At 51.8% G+C, this 19,029-nt stretch carries 13 protein-coding genes; 6 read left to right on the top strand and 7 right to left on the bottom strand.

The window, feature by feature from the left end; all coding sequences use genetic code 11:
- Window positions 1-6: 6 nt before the first annotated feature.
- From QLH52_RS02230 to QLH52_RS02220, 3 genes are all read right to left on the bottom strand, one after another.
- Window positions 7-942 (bottom strand): cation diffusion facilitator family transporter, encoded by a 936-nt coding sequence (locus QLH52_RS02230; RefSeq protein WP_319960416.1) that lies wholly within the window; start codon window positions 940-942, stop codon window positions 7-9.
- A gap of 221 nt (window positions 943-1,163) precedes the next feature.
- The gene (locus QLH52_RS02225; RefSeq protein WP_051669833.1) at window positions 1,164-2,636 is read right to left on the bottom strand and encodes a porin; all 1,473 of its coding nucleotides are present in this window, start codon (window positions 2,634-2,636) and stop codon (window positions 1,164-1,166) included.
- A 263-nt stretch (window positions 2,637-2,899) separates the two neighbouring features.
- Window positions 2,900-3,751, bottom strand: coding sequence for an HDOD domain-containing protein (locus QLH52_RS02220; RefSeq protein ID WP_033156101.1), 852 nt, complete (start codon window positions 3,749-3,751; stop codon window positions 2,900-2,902).
- Window positions 3,752-3,931: 180 nt separating this feature from the next.
- Here QLH52_RS02220 and QLH52_RS02215 point away from each other — a divergent pair, with 180 nt between their 5' ends.
- Entirely contained in the window at window positions 3,932-5,767 is a 1,836-nt protein-coding gene (locus QLH52_RS02215) for a GGDEF and EAL domain-containing protein (protein WP_171696525.1), read from the top strand.
- Window positions 5,768-5,918: 151 nt separating this feature from the next.
- Window positions 5,919-6,407 (top strand): hypothetical protein, encoded by a 489-nt coding sequence (locus QLH52_RS02210; RefSeq protein ID WP_319960415.1) that lies wholly within the window; start codon window positions 5,919-5,921, stop codon window positions 6,405-6,407.
- Window positions 6,408-6,466: 59 nt separating this feature from the next.
- Here QLH52_RS02210 and QLH52_RS02205 read toward each other — a convergent pair whose 3' ends face one another.
- Window positions 6,467-7,807: a sigma-54-dependent transcriptional regulator gene (locus QLH52_RS02205; protein WP_319960414.1), complete on the bottom strand. Its 1,341-nt coding sequence runs from the start codon at window positions 7,805-7,807 to the stop codon at window positions 6,467-6,469.
- Window positions 7,804-9,429: a sensor histidine kinase gene (locus QLH52_RS02200; RefSeq protein ID WP_482194183.1), complete on the bottom strand. Its 1,626-nt coding sequence runs from the start codon at window positions 9,427-9,429 to the stop codon at window positions 7,804-7,806. Before QLH52_RS02200 ends, QLH52_RS02205 begins: the two co-directional genes overlap by 4 nt.
- 94 nt (window positions 9,430-9,523) lie before the next feature.
- Here QLH52_RS02200 and sucC point away from each other — a divergent pair, with 94 nt between their 5' ends.
- The 4 genes from sucC to QLH52_RS02180 are packed head-to-tail and all read left to right on the top strand — an operon-like array spanning window position 9,524 to window position 14,339.
- The gene (gene sucC / locus QLH52_RS02195; protein WP_319960412.1) at window positions 9,524-10,693 is read left to right on the top strand and encodes an ADP-forming succinate--CoA ligase subunit beta; all 1,170 of its coding nucleotides are present in this window, start codon (window positions 9,524-9,526) and stop codon (window positions 10,691-10,693) included.
- On the top strand, window positions 10,693-11,568 hold the full coding sequence (gene sucD / locus QLH52_RS02190; protein ID WP_319960411.1) for a succinate--CoA ligase subunit alpha: 876 nt from the start codon (window positions 10,693-10,695) through the stop codon (window positions 11,566-11,568). The genes sucC and sucD overlap by 1 nt, the downstream gene beginning before the upstream one ends.
- On the top strand, window positions 11,568-13,214 hold the full coding sequence (locus tag QLH52_RS02185; protein ID WP_319960410.1) for an NAD+ synthase: 1,647 nt from the start codon (window positions 11,568-11,570) through the stop codon (window positions 13,212-13,214). The genes sucD and QLH52_RS02185 overlap by 1 nt, the downstream gene beginning before the upstream one ends.
- Window positions 13,215-13,217: 3 nt before the next feature.
- Window positions 13,218-14,339 carry a hypothetical protein gene (locus QLH52_RS02180; RefSeq protein WP_319960409.1) on the top strand — a complete coding sequence of 374 codons (1,122 nt, stop codon included), beginning with the start codon at window positions 13,218-13,220 and terminating at the stop codon, window positions 14,337-14,339.
- 81 nt (window positions 14,340-14,420) lie between these two features.
- Here QLH52_RS02180 and QLH52_RS02175 read toward each other — a convergent pair whose 3' ends face one another.
- A complete protein-coding gene (locus QLH52_RS02175; RefSeq protein ID WP_319960408.1) occupies window positions 14,421-17,897 on the bottom strand; it encodes a PPi-type phosphoenolpyruvate carboxykinase family protein in 3,477 nt (1,158 codons plus the stop codon).
- 174 nt (window positions 17,898-18,071) lie between these two features.
- On the bottom strand, window positions 18,072-19,028 hold the full coding sequence (locus tag QLH52_RS02170) for an alpha-E domain-containing protein (protein WP_319960407.1): 957 nt from the start codon (window positions 19,026-19,028) through the stop codon (window positions 18,072-18,074).
- Window position 19,029 lies beyond the last annotated feature (1 nt).

Here is a 19,029-nt window from a genome sequence, read left to right as displayed (position 1 = left end):
GCGTGCTCAATGCTCCCAAGACGCGGCATCTTCGATAGGTTCTAGATGCGTGTCGATGTCGATGTTGTCGAACCTGTCCTTGATTCGCTGCTCGATGGCTTCCAGCAAATCATGACCCTGCTGCACTGTCCAACTCCCAGGTACCAACACATGCACCGACATGAAACGTCTGGCGCCGGCGTAACGAGTCCGTAACGCATGATAAGCAATACGTTGGCCGGCCACATATTCATCCAACACAGCGACGATTTCCGCAATTTCCTCCTGCGATAAGGCCGCATCCAATAAACCGGACACGGTCCGGCGAATCAATTGCAAGCCGGCCCAGACGATATTGAACGCCACGCCGATGGCAATAATCGGGTCGAGTATTTCCCAGCCGTTCAGGCCCAATTGCTTGGCAAACGCCAGGCTCGGCTCGAAACGGTTTGCCACCGAGATGATGGCGATACCGACCAAAATCCCGACCGTCGTCCAGACATCGGTCATTAAGTGCTTACCGTCGGCTTCCAACGTGATCGACTGCCGGCGCCGGCCGACACCAATCAAAACTCGGGCAACCGCCAAATTGATCAACGAAGCAAACACCGAAACCGCAATACCCAGATCAAGTTGCTGCAGCGGCAGCGGGTTCCACAACCGTTCCCAGGCCGCATAGCCGATACTAAAAGCCGCCAACAGAATCATGATACCTTCCGCACCGCTGGAGAAATATTCGACTTTTTCGTGGCCGTAGGCATGGGTATCGTCCGGCGGCCGCGCCGAAATAGTCAGCACCACCAGCATGATGATCGCCGCCACCAAATTGATCAGCGACTCCAACGCATCGGACAGCAAGCCCACGGAGCCGGTCAACCAATAGGCGTAGCTTTTTAATGCGATAGTACTGATTGCGGCAGCAATAGAGAGCCAACCGTAACGGGCTAGAGAGTGTTCACTCATAACTTTCGGAGTTTTTTTGATAGGCTGATCAGTCTAGCAGACTGTCTGACTCAGCACTCACCTTGTGCGGATATATTCACGTCGCTCCGCGATAATCAGGGTCAACATGAGTACTCGAGAATATAGTGATAACAAAAAAGCCCCGATTCGCAAGAAACGGGGCTTTTATTTTTAAACCAGAAATTCTTTTGGAGCGCCGAGAATCAGCGCTCCGCCATCAATTAATAGTTGAACTGCAACTGGGTACGGATCAAATCGCCGCTGGCTTGTTGCAAGAATCCAGCCGCCGTTGTTTGCGTCTGAATTTGAGTACGATTCATCGTCGCATAAGCCACGGTTAACTCCAACGCCTTGTTGATTTGATACTCAACACCGGCCTCAACCTCGTCCACATTGACTCTTGGAGCGTTGGCGACACCCTTCCAGGCACCATCATAGGTTTGCCATTTGACATAAGGCATCATGCTACCTTTAGTACCGAATACGTTATCGATTTTATACATCGCTTGTACATAGCCACCTTCCAGATTTTGTCTCTCAATACGGTTGGCAGATGGATTAAGCGTAGGGCCTGCGCCCCAATTCCATTCCGCCTGCAAACCAAACGGTTGCGGGAACAACACGGCATGAACGCCAACTCTATCTTCGCTATTATCTCTTGCGGTCGGCGTGCCTGACCCAAATCTGCTGGTATAGGCACTGGTGGACCGGTTGAATCTTCCAGACATTGCATCCGCGCCTACTTCGATGACTTGCCCACGCAAGCCCATGAAACCTAAGTCAAACGGATAAGTCGAATGAGCGACCAAATATAAGTTGTCGTTAGCTTCCGCTTTGTTAATGCCTTGACCGTTATAAACACCCAAACCCAAGACGCCGTAATCACCGGAGGTTTTCAGATTTTTCTTGGCTAGGTCTTTCCAAAGTTTTTGCACATCGCTAGGCGACCAATAGGCAAACAAACCCAGGTCACGTTCGCTGGGCACCGCGCTGTTCAATGCGTCGTCACGATCCAACGTCAGGCGGTTTTGCGAGGATTGCAGGTTTTCCCAACCGAACGGGACTTTGGATTGACCGGCACGGATTCGATATTCGTGAGCCTTATCGAACGCCAAGTCGGCATAGGCATCCCGCAACTGCGCAAAGTTCAAATCACCGTTGGTGGTTGCGAAATCCGGTTGCAGATACAAGGAGATATACTCGTTGATGTCGCCGGAAAATACCAAACGCACTCGACGCAAAGAAAAACCTTGATTGTTACCTATCGAGCCATCACCCACCGATTTCAACTCCGGCTCGCCCGCTGTTCTATCGCCGGATAGTGCTTGGTTATACCGCAACTGGGTATAGCCGCGAACATTGATTTTATTAAACCATTTTTCGTCGTTCTTGGCTTTGTCTTCGCGCTGCGCAACGATATGCTCGTCGAGCGCTTTCAGTTCGTTGGTTTTCAGCTCGAGATCCTGCTTGATTTTGTCGATCTCAGCTTTTTGTGTTTGATTGTCGGCTTCAACTTTTTTAGCAACCGTATCTTCGACTTTTTCAAATGAACCCAACTTAGTGCGACCTGGACCCGGTTCGGCAAAAATCTGCTTGGTTTTGGCATCAACATACAAATCCAGCGCCATCGCCTCGGCGCAAATACCCGAGCCAATAATGGCGACCACTGCCAGGCTCAGCTTAGAAAGTCTCATCAAATTTCTCCAATAATTATATAAATCAATGCGTTAACTCAATGATCACGATGACCAAAAAGCTTGATCGCATTGTATGGAGGCAATATGACAACTTTATGACAAAACGAATTTAGTTGGCCTATCCGTTGTTTTTTTGCGACAAAAACCGCATTCGATACAAGTCGTTAGCGTATCGGCAGCTTGATGATGGGATAGTCGAGCTCGGCCCCTGTCACCTTTAAGCAACAGATATTCCGATAATGATAAGAACCCAAGCGGGCTTAGACAGTGGGATAGAACAATTTAAAAATGACTTCGAACTCGTCGCTGATTTTGTCCAGGATGAAACTGATTTGTTCGGGCGTCAGATTCAAAGCATTGACAGCGTGGGCATCGTAGGGGTTTTCGATTCGGCTCAAGCAGTTCGCCAGTCTGACCATGGCGGCCAAATCGGCGTAAGGCCCGATCAAATCAGGAAAGCAATGCAAGCGAATACTTTCCACAATAACGTCCGGTAACATCCATTGCTTGCACAACTCGGCACCGGCTTGAAAATGGTCGAAACCGATCACGTTCTGCTCTACCGTGACCTCTTCGTCCACCGCGAGCGGGGTTTGCGATTGCAGTAATAAGTCGACTTCCCGGGCCAATACCGGAATCCGCCGATAAAACACCAATTGTCCGATGTTGTGGACCAAACCGCACAGAAATGCGGTGTCGGCATAGTGCTTGCCGAAATGAATATCCAATTCGCGTGCAATCAACGCGCAACGCAAATTTCTGGCCCAAAAATCGTGAATGGAGAAATGTTGTCCGGGTAAATCGGAAAAGCGTTCGACAATCAAGGTACCCAGCACCAGGTTCTGCAACTCACGGGTACCAATCATGGTGATGGCTTTGGTAATCGAACTGATTTGGGACGGAAAACCATAAAAAGCACTATTCACTATCTTCAGCAGCTTTACCGCCAATGCCGCATCGGCTTCTAGCACCACAGCCGCGTCTTTCGCGGTCTTATTCGGGTCTTCGACTATTTTTTTCAACAAAAAATAGGCATTCGGCGGCGAGGCGAGTTGCAAATCACCTCTCAGCAAATCGGCAACAGTTAATGTGGACGGTGAGTAAGCTATCATCAATAATTCTAAAAAATTAAATTTACACCTATACTGAAAACCAATAGCATAGAAATAGCATTAAAGGCTGCGCTTAAACCTAGACCAATTATATGAAAATACAAGCTTATTAAATGCTGCCCTCCTCCTGACCTTATGCCGACTGCTCCCGATTTTATGCCAATACCTGGATGGTATTAGATGATTGCCAATGACGCGCTCAAAGAAAAACTGATTGTCGTTGCGGAGCATAATGAAGTCTCCGCTCAAAAAATCGTTTCCACATTGAAAACGAAGGGTTTTACCGATATTCGTGTAGCTGAAAATGGCGAACAAATTTACGAGATATTAAAGCCTTACGCCGATCAACCCGACAGGATCGGTCTGATCGTGCTGAACGCAAGGCTGCCGCTTTGCCAAGCTCGGGAAATGTGCCAGAGTTTATCCAGCGCCAATTCGGTATCGGTCATTCCGGTAGTAATTCTGAACGACGACAGCTTTGCCTGTGAGCTCGACAGTTGTCAACCGCAACAGGACAATTGTCTAACTTACAAAATCAACACCCCCGTCAATACCCAGGAATTAATACTGGCAGTAAAATTTTTGCTGAGCCTGAAACAGGAACGCCAACTGCGCCACCGTCAGGAAGAACAATTGATCAATGAATTGGCCGCCAAAAACGTTATTGATGCCAAACTCAAGTTTCTGGTTGCCCACGACGAATTAACCGGCTTATTCAATCGCAGCAGTTTCGAACGTCAGCTGAGATTGGTATTAAATCACAGCAATAAAACGCAAAAAGACGGGTCTCTATTATTCATTGATGTGGACCGCTTCAGCCTGATTAACGAACTGGAAGGCTTTGAAGTAGGTGATCGTTTACTGGTCGAAATGGCCATTCTGGTCCGAAAGCTATTACCAGCCGGCAGTTTATTCGCCCGTATCGGCGCCGACGAGTTTTGTTTATTCCTGGAAAACAAAACCAAAAAGCAAGCACAGATTCTCGCGGAAACCATCAAAACCACCGTGGATAATTTCCGGTTCTTCACCGGCGAAGTGTCTTACAGCGCCTCGGTTTCCATCGGCATTGCCGCGCTGGACAATACCGTTTCCGCGTTTCATCCGGGCGAAATGATTTTACATGCCCGCCAAGCCTGCAACTTTGCAAAAAGCACCGGCAGAGACAAAATCTGCGTTTACAACAGCGATGATCTCATCGTCAAGGAAAGACGCCGCGACATTTACTGGGTGCCGCTGATCCGCAAGGCCTTGCGGGATAACCAGCTATTTCTGGTGTTCCAGCCGGTGGTACAGCTGTCTGATGGCAATGTTTCGCACTATGAAGTGTTATTGCGTATGCGCGGCGAAGGCAATGAAGTCATCACGCCGGATCAGTTTATTCCGGTAGCTGAAAGAACCGGCTTGATTCACGCGATAGACCTATGGGTCGTGGAAAATGCCATCGACTTTCTGGCGGCACTGCCCACTTACATGTCTTATATTTCCCTGGCCGTGAACCTTTCAAGTACCGCGTTTCAGTATCCGGATTTACTATCCACTATTAAGGATAAACTGGAAATGACCTGGATAGACGCCAACCGTTTGACCTTCGAAATCACCGAAACAGCCGCCGTGGACAATTTTGAAAAAACCCGGCACATGATTAACAAAATCAGAGCCTTAGGCTGCAAATTCGCGCTAGACGATTTCGGCGCCGGCTTTTGTTCGTTCAACTATCTCAAAACCTTTCCGGTCGATTACGTGAAAATCGACGGTCAATTCATCAGAAACCTGCTCGACAACGAAACCGATCAAATACTTGTCAAATCCATGGTGGAAATTGCCTCAAAACTCGGCAAGAAAACCATCGCCGAATTCGTCGAATCGGCAGGTACAGCGGTAAAGCTGAAGGAAATCGGCGTAAACTTCGGCCAGGGCTACGCATTCGGCAAACCCGAGCAGAATCTACTGGATGGTCAGAAGGTTTCGCTTAACCTTTTGCTGGGCAGCAATCAGGTGACCAGTCTAATCACTTGAAACGGATTAAACGTAATTCGCGAATTTTTTAGCAATTGGGGTATTAGTTTACCGACTTGATTAGCTCTGGTATATTCGCTCGCGGTGTTTAAAACGTGTCATCACATTGTTCTGAATCTTAATAAATAAAACAAACAAAAGGGGAAGGGTTATGGCTGAATTGCTTTTTATAGCGACAACTATTTTTGTAGCTTATGTAGTATTTGTAGTCATGGGTGGCAAAAAGGAAAAACCGGAAACTAGTAAACCCGAGCCCGCCAAGCCGGAAGCGAGTAAACCGGCCATCCAAACCGAACTGACACCGCCTCCTCCCGCAGCTGTAAAAACCGCCGAAAAATCCGCTCCAGCCAAAGCCGCCACACCCAAACCCGCCGCCCCCAAAGCCAGTAAATCCGCCCCGGCCAAAAAAGCCGCCGCCCCTGCGCCAGCAGCGCCAGTCGATAGTCTGAAAAATCCAAAAACAGGTGAAGTCGCCAAAATCCCAGCGAGTTATGCCTTTGCCAAACGCTGGATCAAAGATGCGTTGGTAGAAGAAGGCCTGTTGGACAAAGTGTATAAAAACAACGAACTAGACGATGCCGCAAACGCCAAAATTCAAGCCGCGCTGCAACAATTGAAAGGCATGAGCAAGTATCAATAAGCATGCCTGTGGATATTTAGGCGAGTAGCACGCCCCTACTCGCTTCAGTTTATTTTCTGTTATTCAAGACCCAACTTTTTCAAGCGATACCGCAGCGAACGGAAGCTTAGGCCCAAGTATTTAGCGGTAGCGGTTTTGTTCCAACGATTTTCTTCCAGCGCCGCACTCAAGGCTTTTTTCTCTATGTCTTCGAGATAGGCTTCCAGCGACATTTTCTCGGCGTCGAAATCTTCGACCGCAGCCAATTCCATGCCCAACGGCAAGTTCAGATCGTCGGCTTCAATCACGCCGCCATCGTGCAAGGCCAGCGCCCGCTCCAATATATTTTCCAGCTCCCGAACATTGCCGGGAAAATAGTAGTGCTTTAACGCATTTAGCGCAGAGTCGCTGAGTTTGGGCAAATCCATACCGTTGGCATTAGCCAAGCCCGCCAATAAGTGTTCGGTAAGCTGAGGAATATCAGCAGGCCGGGCGCGCAGGGGTGGCAAACTCAGCTCGATGACATTGATCCGGTAGTACAAATCCTGCCTAAAACTGCCTTCTTGGACCATCTTGCTCAAATCCTTGTGGGTTGCACTCAATAAGCGCACATCGACAGGCACTTCCCGCTGTTCGCCGACCGGGCGGACTTTTTTCTCCTGAATCGCCCGCAACAATTTAACTTGCAAGGGCAAAGGCAAATCGGCCACTTCATCCAAAAACAAGGTGCCGCCATCGGCCGCCTGAAACAAGCCTTGCTTGTCGGCTACCGCGCCGGTGAAACTGCCTTTTTTATGCCCGAAGAATTCGCTTTCCATCAATTCAGGCGGAATCGCTCCGCAGTTAATCGCAATAAACGGTTTCTCGCCGCGCGGGCTTTGCTGGTGTATCAATCTGGCCACCAACTCCTTGCCCGAACCGGACTCTCCGCTGATATAAACCGGCGCCTGGTTGCGCGCCACCTTGTCGATCTTCGAGCGAATAGCGCACATTAATGCCGATTCGCCTAGCAAGATGTCGCGGGTACGGCGCTCCTTGTCGGAAACCCGGGTCAGCGAGGCTTGCAGCGCATGACTGACCAGCTGCCGCAATACCCCCAAATCGACCGGCTTAGACAGGAAATCGAAGGCGCCTTTTTTCATGGCTTTTATCGCAATATCCATGCTGCCATGCGCAGTAATCACCGCCACCGGCAATTGCAAACCGGCCAATTGAATATGATCGACCAAGTCTAACCCGTCGCCGTCCGGTAGTTTCATATCGGTCAGACACAAATCAAACACCTCAACGGCCAGTAGCTGTTTGGCCTCGGCCAAATTAGCCGCGCAGCGGGTTTGAATGTGCATGCGGTTCAGGGTTATTTCGAGTAATTCTCGGATGTCGGGTTCGTCATCGACAACCAGGGTGACAGGCATATTCATATTTCAATGACGGCGTGATCGGCATTAGCCAGCAACAAAGTGAAACAAAGTTTTCCGGAATGGGCGGCGTAACTTAACTCCGCTTGATTCAGTTCGGCCAATTCCCTGGAAATATACAACCCTAACCCGGTACCTTGGTGGGAAGTGGTAAAAAACGGTTCGAACAAATGCTGCCGGTGCTCTGCGGCAATTCCGGCGCCATTATCGATAATTTTAATGCACGGCGCCTCCTGCATCTGCGACACTTCAAGCACGATGGCCCCTAGCTCAGGCTTACCGTATTGCAAAGCATTGGCGCAGAGATTATCGAGAATTTGCTTCAAGTGGCCGCTGTCGATACAGGCATTCAAGCCTTGCGCTTTAAAAGTCAATTTAAAACACTCCGCCCGCTCGCCCAGATTCAATTTCTGCTCGTCAAGGTAGGCCGGCAACCACTGGTCCAAAGCGATTTTTTGTTTCTGCGACGGGTTGCGCCGAGACAACTTGAGAATGTCCTCGATGATGCTGTTTACCCGCTGGCAATGGTGCTGGATGATTTCCGTCAAACGTAGCTCTTGCACATCTAAGTCCGGTGCTTCGGATAACAATTGCCCGGCATGGCTAATGGCGCTGAGCGGATTGCGAATTTCATGGGCAATACTGGCGGTCAACCGGCCCAGAGACGCCAGCTTGCTCTGTTGTAGGCGTTGGTTATACAAGGCGATGTCCTCGAAGATCAGCATGTACAACGCTTCGTCATCCATACTTAATTCGGAAAATCGCACTTGCACTTCGTTGCGATTGGCTAATTGGATAATGGCAAAATCCTGATCCCGATTGGCGCGCCACAACTCAAAAGCCTGCCTCAGCTCCGGCGCCACCTCGGCCAGTTCCTCCGGATGCAAGACCAAGCCCAGCAAACGCAACGCCGATTGATTGGACAGTTGAGTCACCTGCCGCTCATCGACGATCATGATGCCCGATTGCAAATGCTGGATGATATAGCGGTTAAGACTCTCCAGTCTGGCGATAGTATGCTCGTGCCGTCTGGCCAACACCGCTGATTGTTCGGCACGCTGTGCCAGGATTACCGATAAAAACGCTATCGAAAAAAAAGCCACGCCCAGCATCCCGGCATAAGTCAAGGTAGTATTTTCGAAGGCATGCGTTTCTATCGCATACACCTCTTCAGCAAGAATTGCCAGACTAGCCAAGGCCGCAAACAACATCGCGCAGCGCCCGCCAATTAACAAACCACCCGCCGCTATCGAGATAGCCAGCAAGATGCCAATGCCGCTGCCAATCCCACCGCTGGCGTGCATCAGCAAGGTAATGAAGACTATATCGGTAAAAATAAATAACTGTGCCAGACTGGCATAAGCCCAACGCGGTCTAAATGCGACCGGCGCGGCAATCAGCGAAATCCCCAGATAGGCAACACTGGTGAACTGGTACAATGATGCGTCGTAGGAACCCAATAACGACGGCCCAAAGCGCAAATAAAACAGCATTACAAACAGGCAGGCGGTAACAAACCGATAGAGGGCGAAAATCTTCAACATCAACCATGCTTGCCGAACGGGAATGCCGTACCCCTTGGAAAAAGGGCAGGGATAAATAGTATCGACCGATGAAGAAAGCATTGCCCGAGTTTTTATGCAGAGTTAGTTAGAATGTTTGTCAGTTCAATCATAGCACCAACTTGAGACGCGATTTAAGCCATCCATGGAGCACTAAATGAATATTCACGAATACCAGGCGAAACAACTCTTTAAAGCGTTTTCGATCCCCGCGCCACAAGGCGCCGTGGCGTCCACAGCCGAACAAGCGCAGCAAGCCGCACAGTCCTTAAGCAGCTCTGCCTGGGTGGTAAAGGCCCAAATTCATGCCGGCGCCCGAGGTAAAGCCGGCGGCGTAAAAGTTGCCCGGACCCTGGAGGAAGTAAAGGCTTACAGCGCGGCGATGCTGGGTACACGTTTAGTGACGCATCAAACCGATGCCGCCGGCCTGCCGGTCAATAGCGTTTGGGTGGAAGAGGCTTCTGCAATCAATCAAGAATATTATTTGAGCCTGTTGCTGGACCGGGAAAGTGAACGGCTGATATTTATTGCCTCGGCCTCAGGCGGCATGGACATCGAAGTGGTGGCTGCTGAAACACCTGAAAAAATAGTCAAGGTGCCAGTGCACCCCGCAGCAGGTTTACACCCTTATCAATGCCGCCAAGTAGCCGCTGCACTAGGCTTGGGCAAGGAACAGCAAAGTCAGCTACAAACCATTATGACCGGCCTGTATCAACTGTTTTTAGCCAAGGACGCCAGCCAGATCGAAATCAATCCACTGATCCAAACCGATGACGGCAAACTCGTAGCGCTGGACGGCAAAATCAATTTCGACGACAACGCCATCGCCTTACATCCTGACATAGCCGCGATGCGCGATGCCTCGCAAGAAGACGCCAAGGAAGCGGAAGCCAAACAGTTCGATCTTAACTACATCACGCTGGACGGCAATATTGGCTGCATGGTCAACGGCGCCGGCTTGGCCATGGCAACGATGGACATGGTCAAACTGAAAGGCGGCGCGCCAGCCAACTTCCTGGATGTGGGTGGCGGCACCAATAAAGATAAAGTTAAAGCCGCGTTTAAATTGATTTTGTCCGACGGCACCACCAAAGCGGTACTGGTGAATATTTTCGGCGGCATTGTCAAATGCGACGTGATTGCTGCCGGCATCCTGGCGGCCGTCGAGGAAATGCATTTGACCATACCGGTCGTGGTACGCCTGGAAGGGACTAACGTCGAACAGGGCAAAGCCATGCTAAGCCAATCGGGACTGGGCCTGGTAGCTGCGGATAATCTAAATCATGCTGCCGAATTGGCGGTAAAACTGGCGCAAGAGGTAGCTTAATGTCTATTTTGATCGACAAACAGACTAAAGTCATTTGCCAAGGCTTCACCGGCAAACAAGGTACATTTCACTCCGAACAAGCGCTCGCCTACGGCACGCAACTAGTGGGCGGCGTCACACCGGGCCGCGGCGGCTCCAAGCATCTGGATTTACCGGTATTCGACACCGTCGAACAAGCCGTTAAAACCACCGGCGCCACGGCAACGATGATCTACGTACCGCCGTTTTTTGCCGCCGACGCGATTTTGGAAGCGGTCGACGCCGGCATCGAGCTGATCGTCTGCATCACAGAAGGCATCCCGGTGCTGCAAATGTTAAAGGTCAAAGCCGCAATGCAAGGCACGAGTTCATTACTGGTCGGCCCCAACTGCCCCGGCGTGATTACGCCAGGGCAATGCAAGATCGGCATCATGCCCGGCCACATCCATCTGCCCGGTAAAATCGGCATCGTTTCCCGCTCCGGCACCCTGACCTACGAAGCCGTGCATCAAACCACCCGCGAAGGTTTGGGACAAAGCACTTGCGTCGGCATTGGCGGTGACCCGATCCACGGCATGAACTTCATCGATGTACTGAGCCGTTTCCAAGACGACCCGGACACCCATGGCATTGTCATGGTCGGTGAAATCGGCGGCAGTGACGAGGAACAAGCTGCGGAATTTATCAAGGCAAAAGTCACCAAACCGGTGGTCGGCTACATCGCCGGCCAAACCGCACCGCCCGGCAAACGTATGGGCCATGCCGGTGCAATTGTCACCGGCGGCGCAGGCACAGCGGCTGGCAAAATTGCGGCGATGCAAGCAGCCGGCGTCAGCATGGTCAGCTCGCCTTCGGATATTGGTGTAGCGATGCGGGATTGTTTTTCCAAAGCATAATGTCGATAAAAATAGCGCTAGCCCAACTGAACTTAACAGTTGCCGATATTCAGACCAACACCGGCAAGATTCTGGCCGCCGCTGAACAAGCCAAACAGCGGCAGGCCGATCTGGTCGTGTTTCCGGAGCTATGTGTCACCGGTTATCCACCTGAAGACTTACTGTTTCGACCGGATTTTATTCACCAGGCGCAACAAGCCGTTGCCGAAATTGCCGAGAAGGTCTCCGGCATAACGGTGGTGATCGGTTATCCCGAACAGCGGGACGACAGCCTCTACAATACCGCAATAGCCTTACGTGACGGCCGAATGCTTGCCGAGTACCATAAGCGAGCCCTGCCTAACTACGGTGTATTCGATGAACAGCGTTACTTTACCGCCGGCGCACAAACCTGTCTGTTTACGGTTAAAGACAGCCAGTTGGCGTTGACGATTTGCGAAGACATCTGGCAGCCCGGCATCATTGCCCAAAACCGCGCAGCCGGCGCTGAAATCATCCTGACCCTGAACGCCTCACCATTTCATGCCGGCAAAATGCAGCAGCGCGAGGATATTATTTGTTCGCAAATTAAGGCCGAACAGATACCGTTGGTTTATGTCAATCAAATCGGCGGCCAGGACGAGTTAATTTTTGACGGCGCCTCGTTTGTCGCTGATTCTAACGGCAGCGTAGTATTTCGAGCGGCGGAATTTGCAGAGCAACTCGATATCGTCGAATTTGTCGATCAACAACCGCAAATATCCACCATCGCCGACTTGTATCAACCCGTGGTCAGCGAATACAAGGCGCTGGTGTTGGGCATTCAAGACTACGTACGCAAAAACGGCTTTCACGGCGCGATTCTCGGCTTGTCCGGCGGTATCGACTCCGCGCTGGTATTGGCGTTGGCGGTTGATGCACTGGGCGCCGATCATGTCGAAGCGGTGTTGATGCCATCGCGCTATACGCAAGACATGAGCAACCGAGACGCAATCCAGGAAGCCGAAGCCTTGGGCGTCAAATATCACATACTGCCCATCGAGCCTGCGGTGACTGCGTTTAATGACATGCTGGCCCCGCTGTTTGCCGGCAGTCAAAAAGACACCACCGAAGAAAACATCCAGGCCCGCTGCCGTGGCGTGTTGTTGATGGCAATTTCCAATAAACAAGGCAAGCTGTTGTTGACTACTGGCAACAAAAGCGAAATGAGCGTGGGTTATGCCACACTTTACGGAGACATGGCCGGCGGGTTTGCGCCGTTGAAAGACGTATCGAAATTACTGGTCTACCAACTCGCCGAATACCGCAACACTCTGTCACCAGTCATTCCGCAACGGGTCATCACCCGTGCGCCCTCGGCGGAACTGGCGCCGGACCAAAAGGACGAAGATTCCCTGCCGCCCTATTCTGTGTTGGATCCTATACTTGCTTTGTATGTGGAACAGGACAAATCCGCCGCCGAGATCGTAGCACATGGCTTCACGGTTGCCGATGTGCATAGAGCGATTTCGCTGGTGGATAGAAACGAATATAAACGCCGGCAATCGCCGCCCGGTATCCGCATCACGCCCAGAGCGTTTGGCCGTGACCGCCGCTACCCTATTTCATCCGCTTATCGCGGCACGGCCGCGCTTAATCAACCGGCGCCCGACAACGTTAAGGAGTAAATCATGTCAAAAATGCGTACCCTGTTACTTACCACCGGCTTGCTGCTGACTGCACAGACCGGTATGGCCCGCGAAATCAATATTCCGGTGCCAATGGAGTACGGTTTAATCAAAAGTGTGCTGGTTAGCGAGCTGTACGACGGCCCGAATGAATCGGTAAGAGCCTGGAAAGACGGCAAACAATGCAGTTTTCTGGATCTAGACCATCCGCAAATCAGCGGCGAGCAAGGCCAGGTCAAAATTCAGAACAATGTTCAAGCCCGAGTCGGCACCGCGCTGGGCGGCAAATGCATGACATTGATCGAATGGTCCGGCATTTTGCAAACCTTGCAACAACCGACCTTGGATGCCTCCGGCAATGTACTGAGCTTCCCGGTCACCCAACTGAATGCGTTTGATCGCAACGGCCAGCCATTAAATATCGCCCAACTGCAATCGCTGATCAAAAAAGCCGCCGAACCTAAGCTGGCCGCCCTGAAAATCGATTTAAACCAATCCCGCCCGGACATTACTAAAACGCTGCTTCCCTTCATCGCCGCCGAAGACAGCGAAGAGTTGCACGACACCATCAACAGCCTGCGCTTCAATCAAGTCAAAGCCGATGAGAAAGGTATTTTAATCAACGTGGGCTACAGCGCTACCAACCAAAATGCCGGCGGCTTAAAAGCGGCCCCGGTATTGAACGAAGCGGAATTGAACCAATGGCGCAAGCTCTGGCAAGGTTGGCAGATGTCTTTGGAAAAGAATATTGAGAAAGCCCCTATCGCCACCAACGCTGACGCCAGCCGGGCAAGCTTGCGCGATGTCCTGCAAAAAGCCGGCGTCGCCTTTGAACAAGGTCTGACGGCGGAATATGTGGCGGAAAACGATCCGGTGCGCAAGTTCTTCAACAGTTCCTGGGACGTGCTAGCCCCTCTACTACGTGACGCTTCAACCCAGTTACCGGGTAATAGCAGCCTGCGCTATGTGACGTTGATTGCCGCGACGGACTTGATGTACGAGTTGGAATCGATAGGCTCGCCACTTGGGCTGGAAGTATCCTCCAACGGCTTGCGGAAGCTAGCCCGTTCGCTGATCGCCCACGAAAATCCCAAAGGCAAGACCAAAGCCAAACGCAAAGGTTAAATCAAGCGGGCTTGCCCCATATAAAAACAGGGATACCGGCCACAAGACCGGTATCCCTGTTTTTTTTAGGTATAGCCGAATCTAAACTGCGCCCGCGGAGTATGGCCCTAAAGGGTCGGCGCCCAAAGTACCCACCAAAGACTGCAAATATTCCGGCGAGGCCAGTTCCACCAGTTTCTGTTGCGCCTGCCTATGCCGTTCGACCAACTTCAGCTCGTCGATCAAAGTCTGGTGACTGCTTTCGTGCAAGAACCTGCCCAAATAATCGACATGCCGTTGCCATAACGCGATGTCGCGCTGCTGCTTGATCCGCAGCCGTTCCTGATACCAATCCGAAGCCAACAAGTAATCGCGGGTAAACATCGCCCGTATCTCCGGATGATGCGCATCCTTACCCTGATAATGACCATCGGCCATGATATGCAGCAGCGCATACAGCGGCGGACAGGCATCTTCTATGCTGCCGTCCTCGATATATTGCTGGGCCACGCGCTGCTGGGTTTCGACGATATTATTGATGCCGTCGACAAACACCTCCAGATCCTGGCGCTCGGGCTGCAAAATCTCGTCGGTAAAAACCGCATACGGGTTATCGAAGATCTTACCCATCAAGCCGTGCACGAAATGACTGGTGATGCGATAACCCAAACGGCTGGCCAAGACAATTTGCCCCTTGTGTTCAAAATCGGTTAACGGTTCCAGATAGCCATGTTCCAACAAAAATGCCGGGTGGCGCTCTTCGCGCGACAGCCGCGCCCAAATCTCCGGAATCAACAAACTAATATCGTGATCGACGCGGGTATCCGGACCGATAAAACCAGCCGAACTGGAAAAACCGGGATAGCCGGTCAAAATGAACGAGACCAGGGCATTGTTCAAATCGGCGGTACCGCGCAAGGCATTGAACGGCCCTTTAGTCAGCGCCCCCTCACTACCCGCTCCGGTAGTAGACGGCGATTTGCCGGTCAAGGAACAGACAAAATCCATGAACAGTTCCGGCAACTCTTGATAATGAATCGGATTGTAAACCGCCAGCGCGCGGATGCCCGGTTCGGGCGGATTGTTGCGGCGACCGGTCAACACCGCGTCCACCGGATGACAGAGCGGTTGATTGAGCGGAATCTTGCGATGTAAACGCGCGCCCACTTCGGCCACGTATTTCCGTAAGGGTTTCACCACATCGACACGGGTTTCCAGGTAGCGCGGGTTTTTCGACGGTTTGCCGTTCACCAAACGCGGATGCGCGGAACACACCACATAGCCTTTCCCGTCCTGGTAAGCATCGCTCAATAGCTTTTGCATGGGCGCGGTGAATTTGGAAAAAGTCATCACATCTTCGACCACCGCCGATAACTGCTCGTGATCCAAAGGCTCGAAATTGGCCATGAAGTTACCCGGCCCGGACATGTTCAGCTCGGTTTGTTTGTCGTAACCGGGAATAATCGCATCGTCCGGACGTTGAAACAGCCGGTATTCGCAGTTGCTGACTAGCTTCAGACTCGTTTCGTAGCCATCGTCCGGCAGCCATGCGCGTACCGCAGCGGTCGGCACTACCACCGAGGCACTGATGTCGTCTTCCATCTGCACTTTCTCGCAAGCGATATAGTCTTGCCGCACTTTGAAAGTGCGCCAGCCGCCGTCTAGGTCAAAACCTACCCGTAAATAAGTGGCGACGATCTTGCGCTGGTTCAGTTTCAACTCGTGACCGGGGGCGCCATCGATAATATCCACCGACAAATTGTCGCGCCAATTGTTGCCCCATTCCGGCCGGTAAAAGCGCTTGATCAAAAATACCAAAGCCAGAATACTGGGCGGAATGGAGCGCAGCCAATCGTTAAATTCCGGCACATGGTTGGGAGAAGGCGTCAATAACTTGATCACGGAACCCAGACTGCGCTCCGAACTGAGCACGGTCCGGCTAGGCCCGCGATCATCGCGCTCGAAGCCCGGCAAGAAGCGGCCGGTATAGTCTTTATCGAAAATCGCCTGCACCCGATCCAGATCGTGCTGTAAATCGTCCACGAACAACGGGCCGTAGATTGCCGCGTCCTCTATGGATTTGGAAATTTCCGATTTGCCGCCGCCGGACACCGTACAGGGCTTATGACAAAAAGTGCCTTCCGCGACGGTGCCGATCAAGCGCCAGGACGGCGCACCGGGATGCTTGCACATCTCGATTTTATAACCGTTGGGCTGCACGTAAATTTTGCCCGGTTGCAAGCGAATGCTATGGCTTTGGCCGTTTCTGATCCAGGTAATTTTCTGCGTCGCCAGACTCATCCGCAAATCCTGCGGCACATAAATAATCTCCGGAAAATGCCTGTCCACCGCATAACCTTCCGGATGCACATCCATAATCGCGCCGTAGTGATAGGTCATCTCGTCGAAATCGTAGCCCGGCTCGCGGGTCAGACTGCCAATGCCAAATTCATCACCGTGATTGACACGACGAAATGCCAACGCTCCGCCGGCATGCTCCTCTTCTGCCAAACCGAACAAATTGGCGGCATAGCTGATCTGGGTTTTGACTTCCTTCTTGCAATAACCGTAGTAGTTGTCGGCCAGCAAGGTGACAATGACACCGCTGGTGTCACGCGCAGTCAGTTTAAACGCCTGACCGTCGTTATACAGTTCCTCGGGATCTTGCCAGCACATGCCATCGGCGCGCTGGCGTTCGGTGGCTTCATCCCAATGCGGTAGACCCAGCTGTTTTTTGGTGAGCTTGGTTAAATGCGGGGCCAGAATCACGCAACCGCTGTGGCCGGACCAATGTTCGACATCCAGGGCCGCATCGCATTCCGGCAAGGCAGGATTGCCGCCGTTGCCGAAGATGCTCTCAACAAAATCCAGATTGCTGACCAGATTGCCCGGCGCAAAAAAGCGGATTTCCATGGATTTTTCGGCTGCAACACCCGGGATTTCCGGACAGACTACCGGCCGCATCAATAATGATGCAAACATCCGCGCCGGCTTGGGTTGGTGGGCGGTAAACGGTAGGACCATCAAATCATTAGGCGGATTTAACGCCTCACCCAGCATCAAAGCAAACGTCAGCTTGGGGACCTGCTTCTTGTCGCCGGGCACCGGCAATCCACCCTCGGCCACATGAAACGAGCCTTGCGTGGTACGCCGGTCGCTGGCTGGATTGTGCAAAATGCCTTGCTTCACCCGAAAGCTGGAGACGATTTCGGAACGAAATTCATCCTCGCCCAAAGGCAACGATAATTCACGCGCCACGCCGTGCTTATCCAACTCGAAAGTCATCGTCGGCAAGCTGGGGATTTTGGCAAAGCCCAGATCCGCGCAATAGCGCTCCAGGAAATCTTGAATCCGTCTATCGGCGGGATAAAGGGAGGAACTGGCCAACAAGCGGCTTTTTTCCAGATAGCTATTCAGCAAGTCCTGGGCGGTATCCATAAACTGCGCCGACTCGGTATCGATACACGTCGGCTGCCCGCATGAAGCCAGTTTCAGATTGATATAAAGATGCAACTGTTGCTTAACAGCTTGCTCGTCTTGCCCCACCGACCCCAGACCCAGCGCCCTTAGCTTATCCATAATCCTCCCCCTTTAGTTTTAGAAAACGATACTTCCATGATATAGCAAACTTGGGGTTTGGGTCAGTAGCAATCCAAGCAGCGCGCCCTCGACCCAGAGCGATTGCGCTCAACCAAGCCGGTGCTCAGCACCGCAGAGGCCTGGCTGGTGAAAATCTTCCTGTCGGCAATAGTGTCAATTTTTCTCGGCTTCGGCCTCGCCAAGATTGTTTAAAAACCACATGGCCGCGATTTGCTGGTGTAAATGGTCGAACTTCGCTTGCAAGCCGTCCAGCACCTGATGCAATTGCTCCGGGGTAGTCTGCTTAATCTCAATGCCCAGCACCTGCTGTTCCAATTGTTCCAGCTGCGGGAATAGTTCGACAGCATGCGGCAAGCGTTTGATGCAATGCGTAATCTCCTCAATGCAATGCACCACGGCCCTGGGAAAATCCGGGTTTTTTAACAGATAGTTCAAAACATCCTCGCCTTTAATTCGGATGCGGACGTGCTTGCGGTACATCAAGACCGCACTCAACGACTTCAAAACGTTGATCCACAGGATAGTCTCGTACTCGCGCATTTTGGTGCTGCGATTTTCCGCCAACAGCACGGTGCCGAAATCCATGATCCGGCTGGTCATATCGGCGCGTTCCAGGTTGCGGCCAATACAAATAAACCGGGCACTGTCGCTGCGGCTCATAGACCCGGCCATAAAACCAGTAAAGCGCTGGCAACCAGCCATGATTTCCTGCAAGAACAGCGCCCGCCCCCGCCGATTGGACAAGCTATCCAGATTGTTATTAGCATACAGATACATTTCGTTGACCTGCTGCCAGGCTTCGTCCGGCATCAGCTCGCGGCTGGTGCGGATATTCTCACGGGCAAACGACAACGACGCCAATAAGGAGCCGGGATTGCTCATATCGACTAATAAAAACCGGGTGGTGTTCTGCTCGCTGGGATTTTTAAAGCGTTGATAAAACGCCTCTTCGACGCCGCAAATATTTAATAAATTGCGCCAGCCTAATTCCACACCATACGGCAAGTCGTAGATCAAATGCATCGTGGCGCTGATCAGGCGGGCGGTGTTTTCGGTTCGCTCCAGGTAACGGGCCATCCAGTACAAACGTTCGGCGGATCGCGATAACATC

The sequence above is a fragment of the Methylomonas defluvii genome, assembly GCF_033949435.1.
GTDB classification, from domain to species: Bacteria; Pseudomonadota; Gammaproteobacteria; order Methylococcales; family Methylomonadaceae; genus Methylomonas; species Methylomonas defluvii.
Note: the sequence above shows the minus strand (reverse complement) of the source record. Positions and strands in the feature narration are given on the sequence as shown.

Coding starts and splice junctions, on each gene's coding strand:
- QLH52_RS02230 (WP_319960416.1), bottom strand. CDS start 942: ATGAGTGAACACTCTCTAGCCCGTTACGGTTGGCTCTCTATTGCTGCC.
- QLH52_RS02225 (WP_051669833.1), bottom strand. CDS start 2,636: ATGAGACTTTCTAAGCTGAGCCTGGCAGTGGTCGCCATTATTGGCTCG.
- QLH52_RS02220 (WP_033156101.1), bottom strand. CDS start 3,751: ATGATAGCTTACTCACCGTCCACATTAACTGTTGCCGATTTGCTGAGA.
- QLH52_RS02215 (WP_171696525.1), top strand. CDS start 3,932: ATGATTGCCAATGACGCGCTCAAAGAAAAACTGATTGTCGTTGCGGAG.
- QLH52_RS02210 (WP_319960415.1), top strand. CDS start 5,919: ATGGCTGAATTGCTTTTTATAGCGACAACTATTTTTGTAGCTTATGTA.
- QLH52_RS02205 (WP_319960414.1), bottom strand. CDS start 7,807: ATGAATATGCCTGTCACCCTGGTTGTCGATGACGAACCCGACATCCGA.
- QLH52_RS02200 (WP_482194183.1), bottom strand. CDS start 9,429: ATGCTTTCTTCATCGGTCGATACTATTTATCCCTGCCCTTTTTCCAAG.
- sucC (WP_319960412.1), top strand. CDS start 9,524: ATGAATATTCACGAATACCAGGCGAAACAACTCTTTAAAGCGTTTTCG.
- sucD (WP_319960411.1), top strand. CDS start 10,693: ATGTCTATTTTGATCGACAAACAGACTAAAGTCATTTGCCAAGGCTTC.
- QLH52_RS02185 (WP_319960410.1), top strand. CDS start 11,568: ATGTCGATAAAAATAGCGCTAGCCCAACTGAACTTAACAGTTGCCGAT.
- QLH52_RS02180 (WP_319960409.1), top strand. CDS start 13,218: ATGTCAAAAATGCGTACCCTGTTACTTACCACCGGCTTGCTGCTGACT.
- QLH52_RS02175 (WP_319960408.1), bottom strand. CDS start 17,897: ATGGATAAGCTAAGGGCGCTGGGTCTGGGGTCGGTGGGGCAAGACGAG.
- QLH52_RS02170 (WP_319960407.1), bottom strand. CDS start 19,028: ATGTTATCGCGATCCGCCGAACGTTTGTACTGGATGGCCCGTTACCTG.